The organism is Sulfitobacter sp. 1A13421, from assembly GCF_043557285.1.
In the GTDB taxonomy this organism is placed as follows: Bacteria; Pseudomonadota; Alphaproteobacteria; order Rhodobacterales; family Rhodobacteraceae; genus Sulfitobacter; species Sulfitobacter faviae.
The window spans coordinates 80,294-96,386 of sequence record NZ_JBIFFQ010000009.1; the positions used below are offsets into that span (position 1 = coordinate 80,294).

The 16,093-nt window shown below is 58.6% G+C and carries 16 protein-coding genes and 1 pseudogene; 14 read left to right on the plus strand and 3 right to left on the minus strand.

What is annotated here, in order from left to right:
- Nucleotides 1–41: 41 nt before the first annotated feature.
- Nucleotides 42–488: a DUF411 domain-containing protein gene (locus ACGYLI_RS14835; protein ID WP_043847208.1), complete on the minus strand. Its 447-nt coding sequence runs from the start codon at nucleotides 486–488 to the stop codon at nucleotides 42–44.
- Between the two features lie 125 nt (nucleotides 489–613).
- Between ACGYLI_RS14835 and ACGYLI_RS14840 the strand changes: the two genes are divergently transcribed.
- From ACGYLI_RS14840 to ACGYLI_RS14885, 10 genes are all read left to right on the plus strand, one after another.
- Entirely contained in the window at nucleotides 614–1,333 is a 720-nt protein-coding gene (locus ACGYLI_RS14840; RefSeq protein ID WP_050672447.1) for a response regulator, read from the plus strand.
- Nucleotides 1,330–2,772 (plus strand): ATP-binding protein, encoded by a 1,443-nt coding sequence (locus tag ACGYLI_RS14845; RefSeq protein WP_050672446.1) that lies wholly within the window; start codon nucleotides 1,330–1,332, stop codon nucleotides 2,770–2,772. Before ACGYLI_RS14840 ends, ACGYLI_RS14845 begins: the two co-directional genes overlap by 4 nt.
- A 17-nt stretch (nucleotides 2,773–2,789) precedes the next feature.
- Complete coding sequence (locus ACGYLI_RS14850) at nucleotides 2,790–3,383, plus strand: L,D-transpeptidase (RefSeq protein ID WP_005619183.1); 594 nt, start codon at nucleotides 2,790–2,792, stop codon at nucleotides 3,381–3,383.
- 128 nt (nucleotides 3,384–3,511) lie between these two features.
- Nucleotides 3,512–4,084, plus strand: coding sequence for a L,D-transpeptidase (locus tag ACGYLI_RS14855; RefSeq protein WP_043847205.1), 573 nt, complete (start codon nucleotides 3,512–3,514; stop codon nucleotides 4,082–4,084).
- Complete coding sequence (locus ACGYLI_RS14860) at nucleotides 4,084–4,542, plus strand: cytochrome c (RefSeq protein ID WP_005619178.1); 459 nt, start codon at nucleotides 4,084–4,086, stop codon at nucleotides 4,540–4,542. The genes ACGYLI_RS14855 and ACGYLI_RS14860 overlap by 1 nt, the downstream gene beginning before the upstream one ends.
- A 5-nt stretch (nucleotides 4,543–4,547) precedes the next feature.
- The gene (locus ACGYLI_RS14865) at nucleotides 4,548–5,147 is read left to right on the plus strand and encodes a cytochrome c (protein WP_106406159.1); all 600 of its coding nucleotides are present in this window, start codon (nucleotides 4,548–4,550) and stop codon (nucleotides 5,145–5,147) included.
- A gap of 4 nt (nucleotides 5,148–5,151) precedes the next feature.
- Nucleotides 5,152–6,042, plus strand: coding sequence for a c-type cytochrome (locus ACGYLI_RS14870; protein ID WP_394419692.1), 891 nt, complete (start codon nucleotides 5,152–5,154; stop codon nucleotides 6,040–6,042).
- 16 nt (nucleotides 6,043–6,058) lie between these two features.
- Nucleotides 6,059–7,447, plus strand: coding sequence for a multicopper oxidase family protein (locus tag ACGYLI_RS14875; RefSeq protein WP_394419693.1), 1,389 nt, complete (start codon nucleotides 6,059–6,061; stop codon nucleotides 7,445–7,447).
- Complete coding sequence (locus ACGYLI_RS14880; protein WP_394419695.1) at nucleotides 7,444–7,938, plus strand: c-type cytochrome; 495 nt, start codon at nucleotides 7,444–7,446, stop codon at nucleotides 7,936–7,938. Before ACGYLI_RS14875 ends, ACGYLI_RS14880 begins: the two co-directional genes overlap by 4 nt.
- The gene (locus tag ACGYLI_RS14885) at nucleotides 7,938–8,657 is read left to right on the plus strand and encodes a DsbA family protein (RefSeq protein ID WP_005619167.1); all 720 of its coding nucleotides are present in this window, start codon (nucleotides 7,938–7,940) and stop codon (nucleotides 8,655–8,657) included. The genes ACGYLI_RS14880 and ACGYLI_RS14885 overlap by 1 nt, the downstream gene beginning before the upstream one ends.
- Before the next feature lie 8 nt (nucleotides 8,658–8,665).
- Here the strand turns inward: ACGYLI_RS14885 and ACGYLI_RS14890 are convergent, their stop codons facing one another.
- A complete protein-coding gene (locus tag ACGYLI_RS14890; protein WP_005619165.1) occupies nucleotides 8,666–8,872 on the minus strand; it encodes a heavy-metal-associated domain-containing protein in 207 nt (68 codons plus the stop codon).
- A 137-nt stretch (nucleotides 8,873–9,009) separates the two neighbouring features.
- On the opposite strand from ACGYLI_RS14890, the gene ACGYLI_RS14895 reads away from it, so the two are divergent.
- From ACGYLI_RS14895 to ACGYLI_RS14910, 4 genes and pseudogenes are all read left to right on the plus strand, one after another.
- A complete protein-coding gene (locus ACGYLI_RS14895; RefSeq protein ID WP_067264436.1) occupies nucleotides 9,010–11,520 on the plus strand; it encodes a heavy metal translocating P-type ATPase in 2,511 nt (836 codons plus the stop codon).
- Between the two features lie 9 nt (nucleotides 11,521–11,529).
- Complete coding sequence (gene cueR / locus ACGYLI_RS14900) at nucleotides 11,530–11,919, plus strand: Cu(I)-responsive transcriptional regulator (protein WP_009824489.1); 390 nt, start codon at nucleotides 11,530–11,532, stop codon at nucleotides 11,917–11,919.
- Nucleotides 11,920–12,173: 254 nt separating this feature from the next.
- A complete protein-coding gene (locus tag ACGYLI_RS14905; RefSeq protein ID WP_394419696.1) occupies nucleotides 12,174–12,989 on the plus strand; it encodes a DUF305 domain-containing protein in 816 nt (271 codons plus the stop codon).
- A 68-nt stretch (nucleotides 12,990–13,057) separates the two neighbouring features.
- A pseudogene (locus tag ACGYLI_RS14910) lies at nucleotides 13,058–13,778 on the plus strand (MauE/DoxX family redox-associated membrane protein).
- Between the two features lie 2 nt (nucleotides 13,779–13,780).
- On the opposite strand, the gene ACGYLI_RS14915 reads toward ACGYLI_RS14910, so the two are convergent.
- Nucleotides 13,781–15,817 (minus strand): protein-disulfide reductase DsbD family protein, encoded by a 2,037-nt coding sequence (locus ACGYLI_RS14915; protein WP_394419698.1) that lies wholly within the window; start codon nucleotides 15,815–15,817, stop codon nucleotides 13,781–13,783.
- Between the last annotated feature and the right edge of the window lie 276 nt (nucleotides 15,818–16,093).

Here is a 16,093-nt window from a genome sequence, read left to right on the forward strand (position 1 = left end):
TCGGCGAAAAACTTTGTCGGAACGTATCGCGGGCAAACACGTCAGCCGTGGGTTGCGAAGACTTGCGTCGACCCATCCATCAGTACAAGCAGCACATCATAGGGATCACCTTGGGGGCCCATGCCGGGCGAACCCATGGGCATTCCCGGTGCTGTCAGTCCGCGCGCGACAGGTTTTTCGCTCAGCAACCGCCCGATGTCAGCCGCAGGCACGTGACCCTCGACGAAATATCCGCCCACGGACGTAGTGTGACATCCTGCCAGTTCCGGCGCGATGCCGTGTTTCTGCTTCAGAACCTGAAGCGTGTCGTAATCCACGTCCTCGACCGATGCCTTGAAACCGGCAGCGATCATCTCATTTACCCAAGCGCCGCAGCAGCCGCAGGTCGGTGTCTTTGTCACCTGCAACGTGGGTGCGGCGGTTTGCGACAAAGCAGGCCCGGCCAAGGCCAGGCTGAGTGCCGTAAGGCCAAATTCACGTCGGTTCACTTAAAACTCCTCGATGTTCTTCCTTAAATAGTTGCTCGGTATCCCGAAGTCGACTGCCCGCGCTGTTACATTTGGCTACAAACACGGGATGGGCGTCCCTTGGTGAAAATGACTATGTTGGCGGCATGAGCGATCTGCCACGCATCCTTGTCGTCGATGACCATTCAGAGATTCGGAAATCCGTCACCAGTTATCTGGAACGCAACGGCATGCGTGCTTCAGCGGCGGAAAATGCAGTTGAGATGGACGCAAGGCTGGCGGAAGCGCATTTCGATCTGATTGTCCTCGATGTGATGATGCCGGGGGAAGACGGGCTGTCCGCGTGCAGGCGATTGCGCAAGGAAGGGCATATTCCGATCCTGATGCTGACCGCATTGGGTGACGACGAAGACCGCATCGCGGGTCTGGATGGCGGGGCAGACGATTATCTCGCCAAGCCGTTTAATCCCAAGGAACTGGTGGCGCGGATCAACGCGATATTGCGTCGGACGCAGCTGATCCCAAAACCGAATGGTTTTGCGGGGAAAACGTTGAAGTTTGCACACCTAAAGCTGGATTTCGATGGCCGCACACTGATTGACCAAGGCGGTTCGCGTACGCAACTTACATCCGGTGAACTCAAACTCCTGACCCTGTTCCTGCAAAGGCCAAGGACGGTCATTGGCCGCGACGAGCTGCTCAAATTGAGCACCGGCCGGGTCGCCGGTCCATTGGACCGAACCATCGACAATCAGGTGAGCCGGTTGCGCCGGAAGATGGAAGAGGACGTTTTGCGCCCGAAGATCATCGCGACTGTCCGGCATGGGGGGTATAGTCTTTCCTGCGATGTCGAGATTTGCGAATGAAGCTGCTTCCGCGGACGTTGCGTGCACAGATTGCCCTTCTGGTCCTCGGTGTCTTGATCCTCGCGCAAGCTCTGAGTCTTTGGTTTTTCGTTGATGAACGCTCGTTAGCCATTCAGGCCGCCATCGGTGCCGAAGCCGCCGGAAGGGCCGCAAATGTCGCACAGTTGATTGAAGGCGCACCCCCGGAATTGCATGCCCAGATCGTCCGCGCGGCAACGTCTCCGCTCGTACGGTTCGACCTTACAGACGAGCCGTCGGTTGCACACGGACAACACGATGACGGTGGAGCGGTCGAAGCGCGGATACGGGCACTGCTTCAGGAAAGCTACAGCCGGGATATCCGGGTTGAGGTTCATGAAATCGAGGGAGGTCTGCTGCCCCTTCCGAACCTGTCACCGGAAATGGCGCAAATGCACGCCGAAATGATGCAGGGCAGCCTTGCGGCCATCGAGATGGAGCTGTCCATTGCGCTGTCCGGTGGGAATTGGCTCAACATCGAGACGCGGTTCGAACGGCCGCCTCTGCAAAGGTCGCTGGCGTCCAACATATCCTTTGCACTGACTGCGGGACTTCTGCTGGTTGCAAGTTTCTGGTTTCTCCTGTCCCGACTGACCGGACCACTCAACGATCTCGCGACTGCGTCCGAACGTCTGGGTCGCGGCGCCGCCAAGGGCGATCTGCCGGTCGTAGGGCCGAAGGAAGTTCGGGATCTGACCCGATCATTCAACATCATGCAGGATCGCCTGACGCGATTTGTCAGTGACCGGACCCAGATGCTTGCAGCGCTTGCGCATGATCTGCGCTCGCCTTTGACGGCGCTTAGGGTGCGGGCCGAAATGGTGGACGACGAAGACACGCGCACGTCCTTGGTGGCGTCAAGTGAAGAGATGCAACGGATGGTCGATGCGACCCTCGATTTCGCGAAGGGCGTCGGACAGCATGAAGAGGTCCAATCGGTTGATTTGCACGATCTGATCACTGGTATGGGCTTGGACAAGGTTCAGGTGACCAGCCAAGGTCCACTCATCGTATCCGTGAAACCAAGCGCGATGGGGCGCGCGTTGAGAAACCTGATTGAGAACGCGATCCGCTACGGGAGTGAGGCCAGGGTTTCGTGGCAACGCATGGGCAGTGAGGTAGTGGTCGCCATCGACGATCAGGGGCCCGGTATTCCCGACAATCAGCTGGAGGCTGTTTTCGGACCCTATGTCAGGCTCGAGACGTCGCGATCACAGGATACCGGCGGTCATGGCCTGGGGCTGTCGATTGCGCGCAGCATCATCCTTGAGCACGGTGGTTCTATCGAACTGAAAAACCGCACTGATGGGGGTCTGCGCGCTGAAATCACGCTGCCCGTCAAACAAAGCGCCGAGTCAGCCCCGAAAGAGGAAGGCTCGCCACATATGGCGCGGGTTGTTCGTCACCTCAAACCCGACTAGTTTAGTGAGGCAAGTATATGAAACGAAGATATTTCCTGACTTCTGTTGCAGCTCTTTCGGTGAGTGGAAAAACAGCATTCGCGCATAGTGACGCAGAGCACGACCGGCGCGTCGGGCCATCTGTGGTGCCCCCGGAGCAGTTGCCGCGCCAGGTTCCGTTCACCGAGGCAGACAAACCGGGAGAAATACATGTCGATCCGAACCAGTTCGCTTTATTTTGGACTTTGCCGAACAATCGGGCAATCAGGTATACCGTCGGAATTGGCCGGGAGGGGCTCTATGAATCCGGCGAGTTCTATGTCGCGCGCAAGCAAAAGTGGCCGCGGTGGACGCCCACACCCGCCATGATAGCCAGAGATCCTGACCGATATCTTCGTTTTGCGGGCGGTGTGCCCGGTGGGCTGAACAATCCACTCGGTGCCCGCGCCTTGTATCTTTACCAGCCAGGGCGTGGGGACACCTACCTGAGAATTCACGGCACAACGGATCCGAAGACGATTGGTCGACGTGTCTCAAACGGCTGTGCAAGGCTTACCAATAATCAGATCATCGAACTCTATGAGAAGGTCCCGCTCGACACGCGTGTTGTCCTGAAACCCATCGAGGTTTGAGGCAGCAGCGCGAAGACGTGTCCGTTGGCCGGGATACATATCGTTACATAATATCAGGCCCCGGACTGTTCATGAAATGCAACCAGGCGGGTAGTCTAGTGGATAGGCAGACAACAACATGAGGCCATATGATGACCCGCAAGCAAACACGTGTAACGCGTCGAGCATTCACGGCAGGTGCCGCATCGGCAGCTTTCGCGGCCCCGTCCATCCTGCGTGCGCAGGTGGATCAAACCAGTGTCCGAAGGAATATCTCATCGTTTCGTACACACGCTTGGCAAGACCACTTTGACGCTTTGGACAAGGGTATCATCATCGCAGACACCGTTACCCGCGTGATGCAACACTGGACGGCCGATGGCGAAATGCGCATTTATCCGACATCGGTTCCCTTGTCTGACGAGCTGACAAAGCGCGGCTACACGACAGTCACGTTCAAGGACCCCGAACCTGACTGGACCCCTACACCCTCCATGCGCGAACGTGACCCGTCTTTGCCAGCCTATATGCCGCCCGGGCCGGATAACCCGTTGGGCGTCCGTGCCCTGCACCTGAGTTGGACGTACTACAGGATTCACGGCACCCATGATACGCGCAAGATCGGAAGACGCTCTTCAAGCGGGTGTATCGGTCTCTACAACGAGCAAATCATCGAGGTGTTCGAAAGGACACCGGTCGGCACGCAGGTACGATTAATCTGATGTCGAAGTCCGGCATCCTGATTGCGGCGTTTTTTGTCGTCGGTGGCGCGGTTGTGATCTGGCAGCAATTGCAGCCATCGTCTTCGATGCCCGGCCACACAATGACAACGCCTGATCTTTCGCAGACGGAAGAGGGCGCGCCGATTGCAGACGTGGTTGTGCCTGCTGAATTCTCAGCAAATGCCCAATTGGGAAAGCGTGTTTTCGATGGCGCTTGCGCCGCTTGTCACGGTGCGAATGCTGCCGGACAGAATGGCGTGGCACCGCCGCTTGTCCACAAGATCTATGAACCGAGCCATCACGGTGACGCCGCTTTTTTGCTTGCCGCGAAACAAGGTGTCAGAGCGCACCATTGGAAGTTTGGCAATATGCCGCCAGTTGAAGGCGTCACACCCGGCGATGTGAAGATGGTTGTTGCATATGTGCGGGAACTTCAGCGCGCCAACGGGATCAATTGACAGCAATGACCAACATGAACATGAAGATATGGATTACTGCCATTGCGATCGGGACGACCGGCGTTGCTGCCTTGGCGCATTCCGGAGCAACCGGCGTGGTGCTGGAGCGGATGCAGGGCATGTCCGCGATGGCCAAAACACTCAAGACGCTATCACCCATGATGCGGGGTCAGGTACCTTATGACGCCGATGTCGTCCGCAGGGAAGCTGGCGCGATGATCGGCCATGCCGGTGAGCAAATGACGCGACTGTTTCCTGAAGGCTCGGGTGGCGGAGTGTCCAAGGCGTTGCCGTCGGTCTGGGAAAACAGCGAAGAGTTCGCGGCCCTTGCGCAAGAGTTGAGAACAGCCGCCGAAGGATTGAAGTTGAGCGCAGGCAATGGGTTGGCCGCAGCACAGGGCAACGGTAGCGAATCAATGATGGGCGGCGCCACTGACGGGATGATGGGTGGCGGGTCCGCGCCTGCAATGGGAGGGGGCATGATGGGATCGGACCTTCCCATGACGACCGAGATGTTTGCGGACATGCCGACCGACCGTGCGTTCGCGATGGTCGCCCAGACCTGTTCGGCCTGCCACCAGAAGTTCCGCAAAGAGGACAAGTGATCAGATGCGGTGGTGGCGTTGGATCATCGGTGCGGGGGTCGTCGGCGGCATCGGCGTTGTCGCGGCAACGATAGCCTGGCCGATCGGTGCGCCAGTCTCGGACCTGACCCTGCAAGGCGATGCCCAGCGGGGGTCGTATCTGGCGCGCGCCAGTGGATGCATTGCGTGCCACACCAACTTTGAAGCTGGCGGGGCGCCATTGGCAGGAGGAGCGCCGCTCCGGACCGATTTCGGGACATTCTATCCGCCAAATCTGACCACCGATGTCGAATTCGGGATTGGCGGCTGGACAGTAGAAGAGTTTGCAAAAGCGGTAAGGCAGGGAATTTCCCCGGACGGAGACCCCTATTATCCCACCTTCAACTACCCGTTTTATGCAAACTACACGGATCAGGACATTGCCGATCTGTGGGCCGCGTTCCAGACCGTGCCAGCCGTGAATGTGCCGACCCCGTCCCATGAGGTGCCTTTTCCGTTCGATCAGCGATGGGGGATGAAACTTTGGCGGGCGGCTTTTCTGACAAAGCCTGACACCGCACCAGAGGCGGACCGAAGCGATGCTTGGAACAGGGGCAAGCTGCTGGTCAACGGGGCGGCACATTGTGCTGCCTGCCACACAACGCGGAACTTTGCAGGCGCACGCATAGTATCGAAGAGGTTTTCCGGCAACGACGCCTTGCCGGGAGGTGGCAAAGCACCTTCGATCCGGACGCGCGATCTTGTGTCCGAAGGCTGGACAACAGACGATATGGCTTATGCATTGCGATCTGGCATAACGCCGTCTGGCGACGTATTTGGTGGATCAATGGCCGAAGTCGTGCGCTATGGCACGGGCTTTCTGAGCGACGCAGACCTGAATGCGATGGCCACCTACCTGCTGGACAACAAATCATAATCTTGGGAACCCACGAATGATCACGCTCAATCGCCGCCAATTTCTGGCAACATCTGCTGCGTTCAGTGGTCTGTCGGCCAGCACTGGATTTGCGGGCACGCCATTCGCGACCCTGACAGCCCAGCAAAGCGACGTGCAGCTGCTGCCCGGCAACTATGGCAAGACATCGCTTTGGTGCTTTGACGGCGGCTCACCCGGTCCGGAGATTCGCGTGGCGCAGGGGGGGCGTGTCCAGCGCAGATTGGTCAACCGGTTTTCTCAGGGAACGTCGACGCATTGGCACGGCATCCGCATCGACAATGCGATGGATGGCGTTTCCGGCCTGACACAGGATGTGGTCCAGCCGGAGGAAACATTCGACTATGACTTTACTGTCCCGGATGCCGGGACCTATTGGTACCATGCCCATAATAGGTCGTTTGAGCAGGTGGGCAGAGGGCTTTACGGTGCACTGATCGTGGAAGAGGCCGAGCCTCTCGACATTGATCGCGAGGAAGTCCTGATCCTGGATGATTGGCTTATTGACCCCGAAACCGCGCAGATCAAAGACGACTTCGGAGCGCCTCATGATCTCAGCCACGCAGGGCGCATCGGCAACCTGCTGACGACCAATGGAACCTTCAATCTGGGCCTGAGTGCACGCAAGAACGAAAGACTGCGCTTGCGGCTGATCAATGCTGCCAATGCGCGCAATTTCCAACTGGGGCTGGAAGGCCTTGACGGTTGGGCGGTTGCTTTGGACGGCATGCCCCTGGCTGCACCCATTAAGGTGACGGAGCCGATGATCCTCGCTCCGGCTCAACGGATCGACCTGATCGTCGATGTGGTCGCGGATGTTGGTGAAACGGCTCATATTCTTCAGTTCGGCCGGGAAGAGGCCTTCAGCCAGGTTACATTCGAGGTCGTTGAGTGGGGCTCGAAAAATCGTCGAGACGCGCCTTTGGCCTTGCCGCCGAACGTCCACAGGATGGTCGACTTGAGTGAAGCCACGATGCTCAGCCTGAGTATGGAAGGCGGTGCTATGGGGCGGATGAGGTCCGCTTCCCTTGGGGGCGAACTCAAGCCGATCGGCGAGATCGTCGAGGCCGGGTATTTCTGGTCGTTCAACGGCAAAGTGGACGGGATCAACGGTGATCCCCTTGCGCGGCTGGACCGCGGCCAGAATGTACGATTGAAGATGGTGAACGACACGGCGTTTCCGCACGCGATGCACCTGCATGGCATTCACTTCCACGAGGTCGCCGAAAACGGCACCCTCGGACCGCTGCGTGACACGACCCTTCTTGAACGGGGTCAGACGCGCGAGATTGCCTTTGTGGCGGACAACCCGGGCCAATGGCTGCTACATTGCCACATGCTGTCGCATGCGGCTTCGGGCATGATGACCAAGATCGTCGTTGGATGACCCCGCGATCCGTCTATCTTGCGTTGGGCGTAGTTACCGTTGCGGTGGCTACCATATTCCTGTGGGCCCGGTCCGGCGGAACCGACCATACGGCGGAAAACCTCATCAACTCCTCAGCCGATGTGGCCGCGGGCGAAGTCCTCTATGCCGAAAATTGCGCCGCGTGCCATGGCGCAAATCTGGAAGGTGAAGAAAACTGGCGCAGTCCGCGTGATGACGGAAGCCTGCCCGCACCGCCGCATGATGCAAGCGGCCACACTTGGCACCACGCGGACAGCATGCTGTTCGCCTACACCAAGCTGGGGGGCGCCGAGGTTCTCGCGGCGCAAGGCGTTGACTTCAACAGCGGCATGCCCGGTTTCGGCGACCAACTGAGCGACGGGGAAATCTGGGACATCCTCGCATACATCAAGTCAACATGGCCGGAGCGTGAACGCGCCACGCAAGCCGAGCGCACGGCCCAGGATATTGCCTCACAAGGAGACGGATAATGAAAAGATTCTTGGCTACCACCGCACTGTTAATGCTTCCCATCGCTGCGACGGCAGACGGCATGGACGAAGACCGGATCAAGGAACTGGTGCTGGAAGCCATCCGCGAGAATCCGGGCATCGTGTTCGAGGCCGCGCAGTTGTTCGAACAGCAACAGCAGGCGTTGCAGGCGCAAGCCGCAGCGCAGGTTCTCGATACGGAAAAAGCCACGCTTGAAAATGATCCCAATGCGCCCGTTCTGGGCAATCCGGATGGCGATGTCACGGTTGTCGAATTCTTCGACTACAACTGCCCCTATTGCCGCCGGGTTAAACCTGAAATGGAGGCATTGCTTGCCGCTGATCCCAACGTCAGGGTCGTTTACCGGGAATGGCCCATTCTGGGGGACGGGTCGGTTTTTGCCGCCCGCGCGGCGCTGGCGTCCCGAAACCAGGGCAAATATGAAGAGTTTCATTGGGCCATGATGCAACTGAAGGAACGCGCAGAGGAAGCATCGATTCTCCGCACTGCGGAAGACATCGGCCTCGATGTTGCACAGTTGCGTCGCGACATGAACGGACCGGAAATAGAAGAACACATACAGACTTCCATGCGGCTTGCGCAATCTCTGGGGTTCAGTGGCACACCTTCATTTGTGATCGGCGACAGTCTTGCGCCGGGCCTGATCCAGGCGGACCAGATGATCGAGCTTGTCGATCAGGCACGGGCCGCCGAATAAGGACAAGCTTACGCGGCTGAAGCGTCGTAGCCAGCGTCAACGATGGCTTGCCGCACAGCGGCCTGTTCCAATGTGCTTTGGACAGTGACAAGGCGAAGGTCCAGATCGGACGTGACAACGGCTGATGGATCCTTTGCCTTGATGCCGCTTTCGATAGCGGATGTACAGTGTCCACAGCTCATTTTCGGGACGGAAAAAATCATGAAGGCCTCCATTTTTGGTACAACCTCAGACTTGGTCGTTCCATCGGGAGGAAGGTCAAGCAAATATCAGAAAAATAAATGAGATACTCTCTTGAGCTTCCAGCAACTGGAAGCCCTATATCAGGGTAAGTTCAACCGAGGAGTCTCTCATGACCGACCCCAATACGATACGTCTGTCCGTTTCCGGCATGAGCTGCGCGTCCTGTGTGGGCAGGGTTGAAAAGGCTCTCGGCGAGGTTCCAGGCCTTTCGAACGTCAGTGTCAATCTGGTGAGTGAAACGGCACAGTTTCAGACGGATGATGCAGCCACGACGGGCGCAGCGGTTGCGGCACTGTCGCAGGCCGGCTACCCGGCAAGCACGGCGCGCGTCACGCTGAACGTAGACGCCATGTCCTGCGCGTCCTGTGTCGGTCGGGTTGAACAGGCGCTTGTACGGACACCCGGCCTATTGAATGCGGCGGTCAATCTAGCAACCGAAACGGCTGTGGTAGAGTATCTTTCAGATGCCATCACCCCGGAAGAGATTGCCCGGATCAGTACGGAGGCGGGATACCCGGCCGAGATTGCGCAGAGCGATGCGCACGAGGACCGATCGGACCGCAAGGCAGAAGAAGCCGACGCGCTTGCGCGCCGTGTCATCCTTGCCGCGATCCTGACCGTTCCGGTGTTCGTTCTGGAAATGGGAAAACACACCATACCCGGCTTTGAGGGCCTGATTGAGAGCACAATCGGCATTCAAACGTCGTGGCTGATCCAATTCGCGCTTGCCACGGTGGTTCTGTTCGGACCGGGTTGGAGGTTCTTTGCGAAGGGCATTCCGGCGTTGATCAAGCGTGCTCCGGATATGAACAGCCTTGTCGCGCTGGGAACCGGGGCGGCGTGGACTTATTCCGTAGTCGCGACCTTCCTGCCACAGGTGCTGCCTGACGGTGTGCGCGCCGTCTATTTCGAAGCAGCGGCGGTTATTGTCGTTCTGATCTTGTTGGGTCGCTGGCTTGAAGCGCGGGCCAAGGGCAAGACCGGTGCAGCCATTCAGGCCCTTCTTGGTCTGCAGGCAAAGACAGCCAGGGTCCTGCGCGAGGGGCAGGCGACCGAGGTTGACATCAAGGAACTTCGGATCGGCGATCAGATCCTCGTGCGTCCCGGTGAAAGGCTGCCTGTCGATGGCGAGGTCACAGAAGGATCAAGCAACGTCGATGAAAGCATGATCACCGGTGAACCCCTCGCCGTGCCAAAGGCTGCTGGCGAACCGGTGACCGGCGGCACGGTGAACGGCACCGGGAGCCTGACCATAACGGCGACGCGGGTCGGGGCGGATACCACGCTGGCGCAGATTATCCGCATGGTCGAAGATGCTCAGGGGGCCAAGCTGCCGATCCAAGGCCTAGTGGATCGCGTGACCATGTGGTTCGTGCCTGCCGTTCTGGTTCTGGCGCTTGCGACTGTGGTTGTCTGGCTGCTGGTCGGTCCCGATCCGGCTCTGACCTTTGCGCTTGTGGCGGGTGTCTCCGTTCTGATCATTGCGTGCCCCTGCGCCATGGGGTTGGCCACGCCCACCTCGATCATGGTGGGGACAGGACGCGCTGCCGAGATGGGGGTGTTCTTCCGCAAGGGAGATGCGCTGCAACATCTGGACGACGTCGGCCTCGTTGCGCTCGACAAGACCGGGACGGTCACCCAAGGGCAACCCAGTTTGACAGACCTCATCACGGCCGACGGCTTTGACCGGGCAGAGATACTCGCCCTCATCGCATCTGTCGAGGCGCAGTCTGAGCACCCGGTGGCAGAGGCCATCGTGCAGTCCGCAAAGAGCGAAGGCCTGTCCTGGCCCGATGCGACGGAATTCCGGTCCGTGACCGGCTACGGTGTCGAGGCGCTTGTCCAGGGCCGCAAGGTTCATGTCGGTGCGGATCGCTTCATGGTGCAGCAGGGCATTGACACCAGCCCGCTGGAAGACCGCGAAAGGGCGTTGGCCGAAAAGGGACGCACCGCGCTTTATGCTGCGGTGGATGGAACCCTGGCGGCTGTGATTGCCGTGGCAGACCCGGTCAAATCCTCCAGCGCCGAAGTGATCGCAGCTCTGCATGATCGAGGGATCAAGGTCGCGATGATCACCGGAGACAAGAAGGCCACAGCAGATGCCATAGCCCGCGAGGTCGGGATCGACCACGTCATTGCAGGGGTATTACCGGATGGAAAAGTCGCCGCCCTGGACGAATTGCGGCAAGGGAACAGCAAGATCGCCTTTGTCGGGGACGGCATCAACGACGCGCCAGCACTGGCCCATGCCGATGTCGGCATCGCCATCGGAACCGGCACGGATGTCGCAATCGAAAGCGCCGACGTGGTGCTGATGTCGGGGGATCTGCGCGGCGTGGTGAATGCAATAGACGTGTCGCGCAAGACCATGCGCAACATCCGGCAGAACCTCATCTGGGCCTTTGGCTATAACGTCGCGCTGATCCCTGTGGCGGCGGGCGCGCTTTATCCAGCCTTTGGATTGCTCCTGTCGCCGGTGTTTGCCGCCGGGGCCATGGCGCTGTCCTCCGTGTCGGTTCTGACCAACGCGCTGCGGCTGCGACGGATCAAGGCGACGATGTCGGAACAGGATCCGCCCCACGACGCGGCGACGAAATTCGCAACGCAGCCCGCAGAATAGGAGACAGGTGTGAACATCGGAGAAGTATCAGAACGCGCGGGTTTGCCAGCGAAGACAATCCGCTACTACGAAGACATCGGCCTTGTCCGGCCTTTGCGCAGCGATAACGGATATCGCGCCTTTCGCGACAGCGACATCCACAAGCTCGCATTCCTGGGCCGCGCCCGGACCTTGGGGTTCTCGATAGAAGACTGCCGCACGCTGCTTGATCTCTATGAGGATGAGACACGGGAAAGCGCACAAGTAAAAGCGGTCGCACAAGAACACCTGGCGGCCATTGACGAAAAGATTGCCCAGCTCAGGTCGATGCACGATACGCTGTCACACCTCGTTGACGCCTGCCATGGCGATCACCGCCCGGATTGTCCGATTCTGAAAGATCTGGCCAAAGAGCCGTAGCGCATGATGCTTGGGGCCGACATTCTTCGGATTTTCGCACCGTAGCGTTGGAGTTTGTTGGAGCCCTCCCCCGCTGGAATGTTGTTTCTTCAGCAATTCAAGCCAAGGTGGAGGGATCAAATGTCTGAAGATACGACCGGGAAATCTAGCGGCGGGTCCCACGCCCGTTCAAGTGAAGATGCAGCACATTCGGGGGCCATTCAGGTTCATCCTATGGCCGGTTTCTGGCGATGGTTGGCACGTCGACAGCGATCATGTTCGGCCTGATGTACATCAACTCGTACTCCTTCGAACATGTCTACTGGAGCGAAACCCGATTTTACATGACGTTCATCATGGGCGCGACGATTGCGACCGTGATGCTCCTTTTCATGTTGAACATGTACAAGAACAAGGGCGTCAACGCCGCGATCTTTCTCGGGTCTGTCGTGATGTTTGCCGGCGCGCTCTGGCTCGTGAGAAGCCAGGAGACCATTCAGGACGAAAGCTGGATGAGCGCGATGATCCCGCACCACTCCATCGCGATCATGACAAGCGAACGGGCCGAGCTGACAGATCCACGGGTCAAGGCTCTGGCTTCGGAAATCGTGACGGCGCAAAATCGCGAAATTTCCGAAATGCGTTTCCTCATAGATGACATTGAGGCAAATGGCGAAGCCGGTCCTGAATGGCCACTTGGTGAAGCGGACGGTCCGGCTGAAATGGAGGGGCTTCAAGAAGCGATTGCAACCCCGGTGATTGCCGGAATCCGTCCTGCACCGCTCAAAGCCGAAGAAATAACACGCGCACTGGGGTCCGACGGACAATGCCGTTTCATTCGCGCCGTGAACGCCGATCCCATTCTGGTCACGGACGGGGCGGGGAACGGCGTCGCCAAGATATCCGGATCGCTGGTCAACTTCACGTCGCAAGACACAGTGACGTCCGGTGGCGTCCTGTCTGCCGATGGTGGCCAATTCACGCTGGCGCCGGGTGACGCGGACGGTGAAGACGCCACCCTGCTGTTTGAATTGACGAGAGAGACGCCTCTGACTGTCGGATTTACCGGGTATTGGACCTGCAACGGTTAAAGGATTTAAAGGAACGCGTCATGACGAGAGAGGCAAAATCCACCCCGAAGACGGCGGTTTTGTACCGAATGGTGATGGAGGAGCATGTTTGTCCCTATGGGCTGAAAATCGAAGGACCTGCTTGAGCGGGAGGGGTATTCGATTGAGGACCGGCCTCTGAACACCCGCGAGGAAACGGATGCTTTCATGGAAGAACACGGTGTCGAAACGACTCCGCAGACCTTTATCGGCAATGAAAGAATTGGTGGCTATGACGCGCTGAGGGAATTTTTCGGCCAGGACGTAAAGGATGACGACGAGACGACTTATCAACCCGTCATTGCGATATTCGCGGTCGCATTCCTTATGGCGCTTGGTCTCAGTTGGGCGTTTTACGGTTCGATCCTGACGCTGCGGGCATTCGAGTGGTTCATCGCGATCTCGATGAGCTTTCTTGCTGTTCAAAAACTGCAGGACGTCGAGACGTTTTCCACGATGTTTCTGAACTACGATCTGCTTGCCCAGAAATGGGTGCGCTATGGCTATGTCTATCCCTTCGGCGAAGCACTTGCCGGTATTCTCATGGTCGCCGGTGCCTTGGTCTGGATCAGCGCGCCTGTTGCACTGTTCATCGGTACGGTCGGAGCGGCTTCAGTTTTCAAGGCCGTCTACATCGATAAGCGCGAGATCAAGTGCGCCTGCGTGGGCGGCGGTTCAAACGTGCCGCTGGGTTTCGTGTCCCTGACCGAAAACCTGATGATGATATTCATGGGCGTCTGGATGTCGGCGCGTGCGATGGGCCTCTTTTAGGCCTAACCATCCGTTTTCAAAGCGGTCACAGGGTCGCCAAGTGCGGCCCTGCTCAGCGCGTCGAGAACGGCTTCGGACGTCAGAACCTCGGACAGGATGATCCCGTCTGGCGCGTTTGGCCCGTAGACGATGTTGAACGGGATGCCAAACCTGTTGTGGCTTTCCAGATACCGGGAAATGTCAGTGTTGGGCCTAGTCCAGTCTGCCCGCATCGCAACGACATTATCACCCCGCAGTTGGTCGACCACGGGCGCACGGTCCAGCACCAGCGTCTTGTTGGCCTTGCACGTCAGGCACCAGTCTGCGGTCACGTCGACAAAGACGGTTTTTCCCTGCGACACCAGTTTCGGTATCTCGGAGCGATCGAACGCGACCCAGTCCTGGCCCACCGCTCTCGTCTGCGGCGGGATTGTCAGCGCCGTCGGCACCAGAAGGCTGAGAACAGCAACCACCACCAGCGCTGTCGGGCGCGTCAATCTGCCCGGCAAACGTATTGTTGCGAGAAGAATGAAAAGGCTCGTCATAAGCAGCACGGTCATGGCCACCCGGCCACCCGCCACCCCTATCAGTACCCAGAGCAGCCAGATCGCGGTCCCGGCCAGAAGACCGGCAAGCACCCATTTGACGACAACCATCCAACGTCCCGGCCTGGGCAACAACCGGACCAGACCAGGCTTCTCCGCCAGAACCAGATAGGGCAGGGAGAGCCCAAGCCCCAGAGCCGTGAAAACGAGAATGACATCAATCGGGCGCCCGGACAGGGCAAAGGCAACCGCTGTCCCCAAAAACGGGGCCGAGCAGGGCGTGGCCAGCACCGCCGCGAAGGCGCCTGTTGCAAAATCTCCGCCATACCCGTCGCGACCGCTTGATCTGGCCAGCCGTGACTGCAACCCGGAGGGCAATGAAACTTCGAACACCCCGAACAGATTGGCAGAGAACACGGCAAGCACCAGAAACATGACGGTCAGGAAAACAGGGCTTTGGAATTGCAGGCCCCACCCAACGGTGACGCCGACGGATTGCAGAACCAGAATGATTGCGGCGAGGGCCCACATGAACACCAGAACGCCAAGCGCCGACATCAGGAACCCATTCCGGACCTCGTGCGCTGGCTTGTTTCCATGATTGAGAACCGATGTCAGCTTGATGGACAGGACAGGCAGAACACAGGGCATGACATTCAGGATCAGACCGCCAAGAAAGGCAAAGGCCGCAATCGCCAGGATTTGCGTCAGATCCGGCAGGTTCGCCATAACCTCGAATGGTGCACCCGGGATGCGGTCTGACCAAGCGGGCTGCGCTGTCACCGCGCGTGATCCATCGGTCAAAGTCAGTTGCAGGGGCGGCGGATCCTCCCCTTGCGCGAGAAGAGGCAGCTTGGCCCAAAGGGCTGTTCCCGCATCATCGGTTCGGATGTCCGGTTTGCCAAAGGTGAATTCCGGCCCCAGTTCCGGAAAGATATCCGGCTTCACAAAGGCATTCGCACTGCGCGCCGTCACATAAAGCGCATCATCCGCGATCACCGCCGTTTCGACAATGATGTCGCTCTCTTCGGGACCAAGCGGCACCCGCTGGGCATACTCCGAAATCAGGCCCGCCGCCTTCGCGTCAATCCCGGTGCCCGCCGGAATTGTCAGTGCGAGATCGAAATCATGCGGCACACAGACAGTCGAGCACGCCAGCAATGAAACACGCGCCTGCAATGTTGCGGACTGGCCCGCAGTTTCGAGAACTGCCTGAATGGGCAGGACGACACGGGTCTTGTAGCCAAAATTCTCGATGCCGAATGCCGTGAAGCGCTCAGGCGCGGGCCAGAGCATCTGTGCGCTGACCAGATTTTCCGATCCATCCCATGAAATTTCAGGCGGCAGACCCACCTCGCCGGGCGAACGCCAATAGGCTTTCCAGCCCTCGGCCAGCTCGACATCCAGGCCAAGGGAAAGGGTTCTGGAGGTTTCCGCGACCCCATTTTCAACGGAGATGAGCCGGGCCGTGATTGTTGAATTCTCGTAGGTATCGCTCGATGCAGCAAAGCCCATGGAGGCCCAAAGGCAAGCCATGAGAAGGAAGAATAGGCGCAACGTGGTTCGCATCATCTTTTGGCTCGCTTCCACCCTTGTCCCGAGATCGAAATCCGAAGCACCTCTATGGCTGCATCTCCCGGTTGGTCAACTTTACAAACGGATACAATGTCGTTTGTGAAGCCATCCCGCTGCGAGAATAACGCGACGAAGTCCGCGTTCGTAGCAGGAAGGCCAATAGAAGCTTTTTTCTTCATTAAACATTTCAATCGCAACCGCGGCCTCCAACCTTCC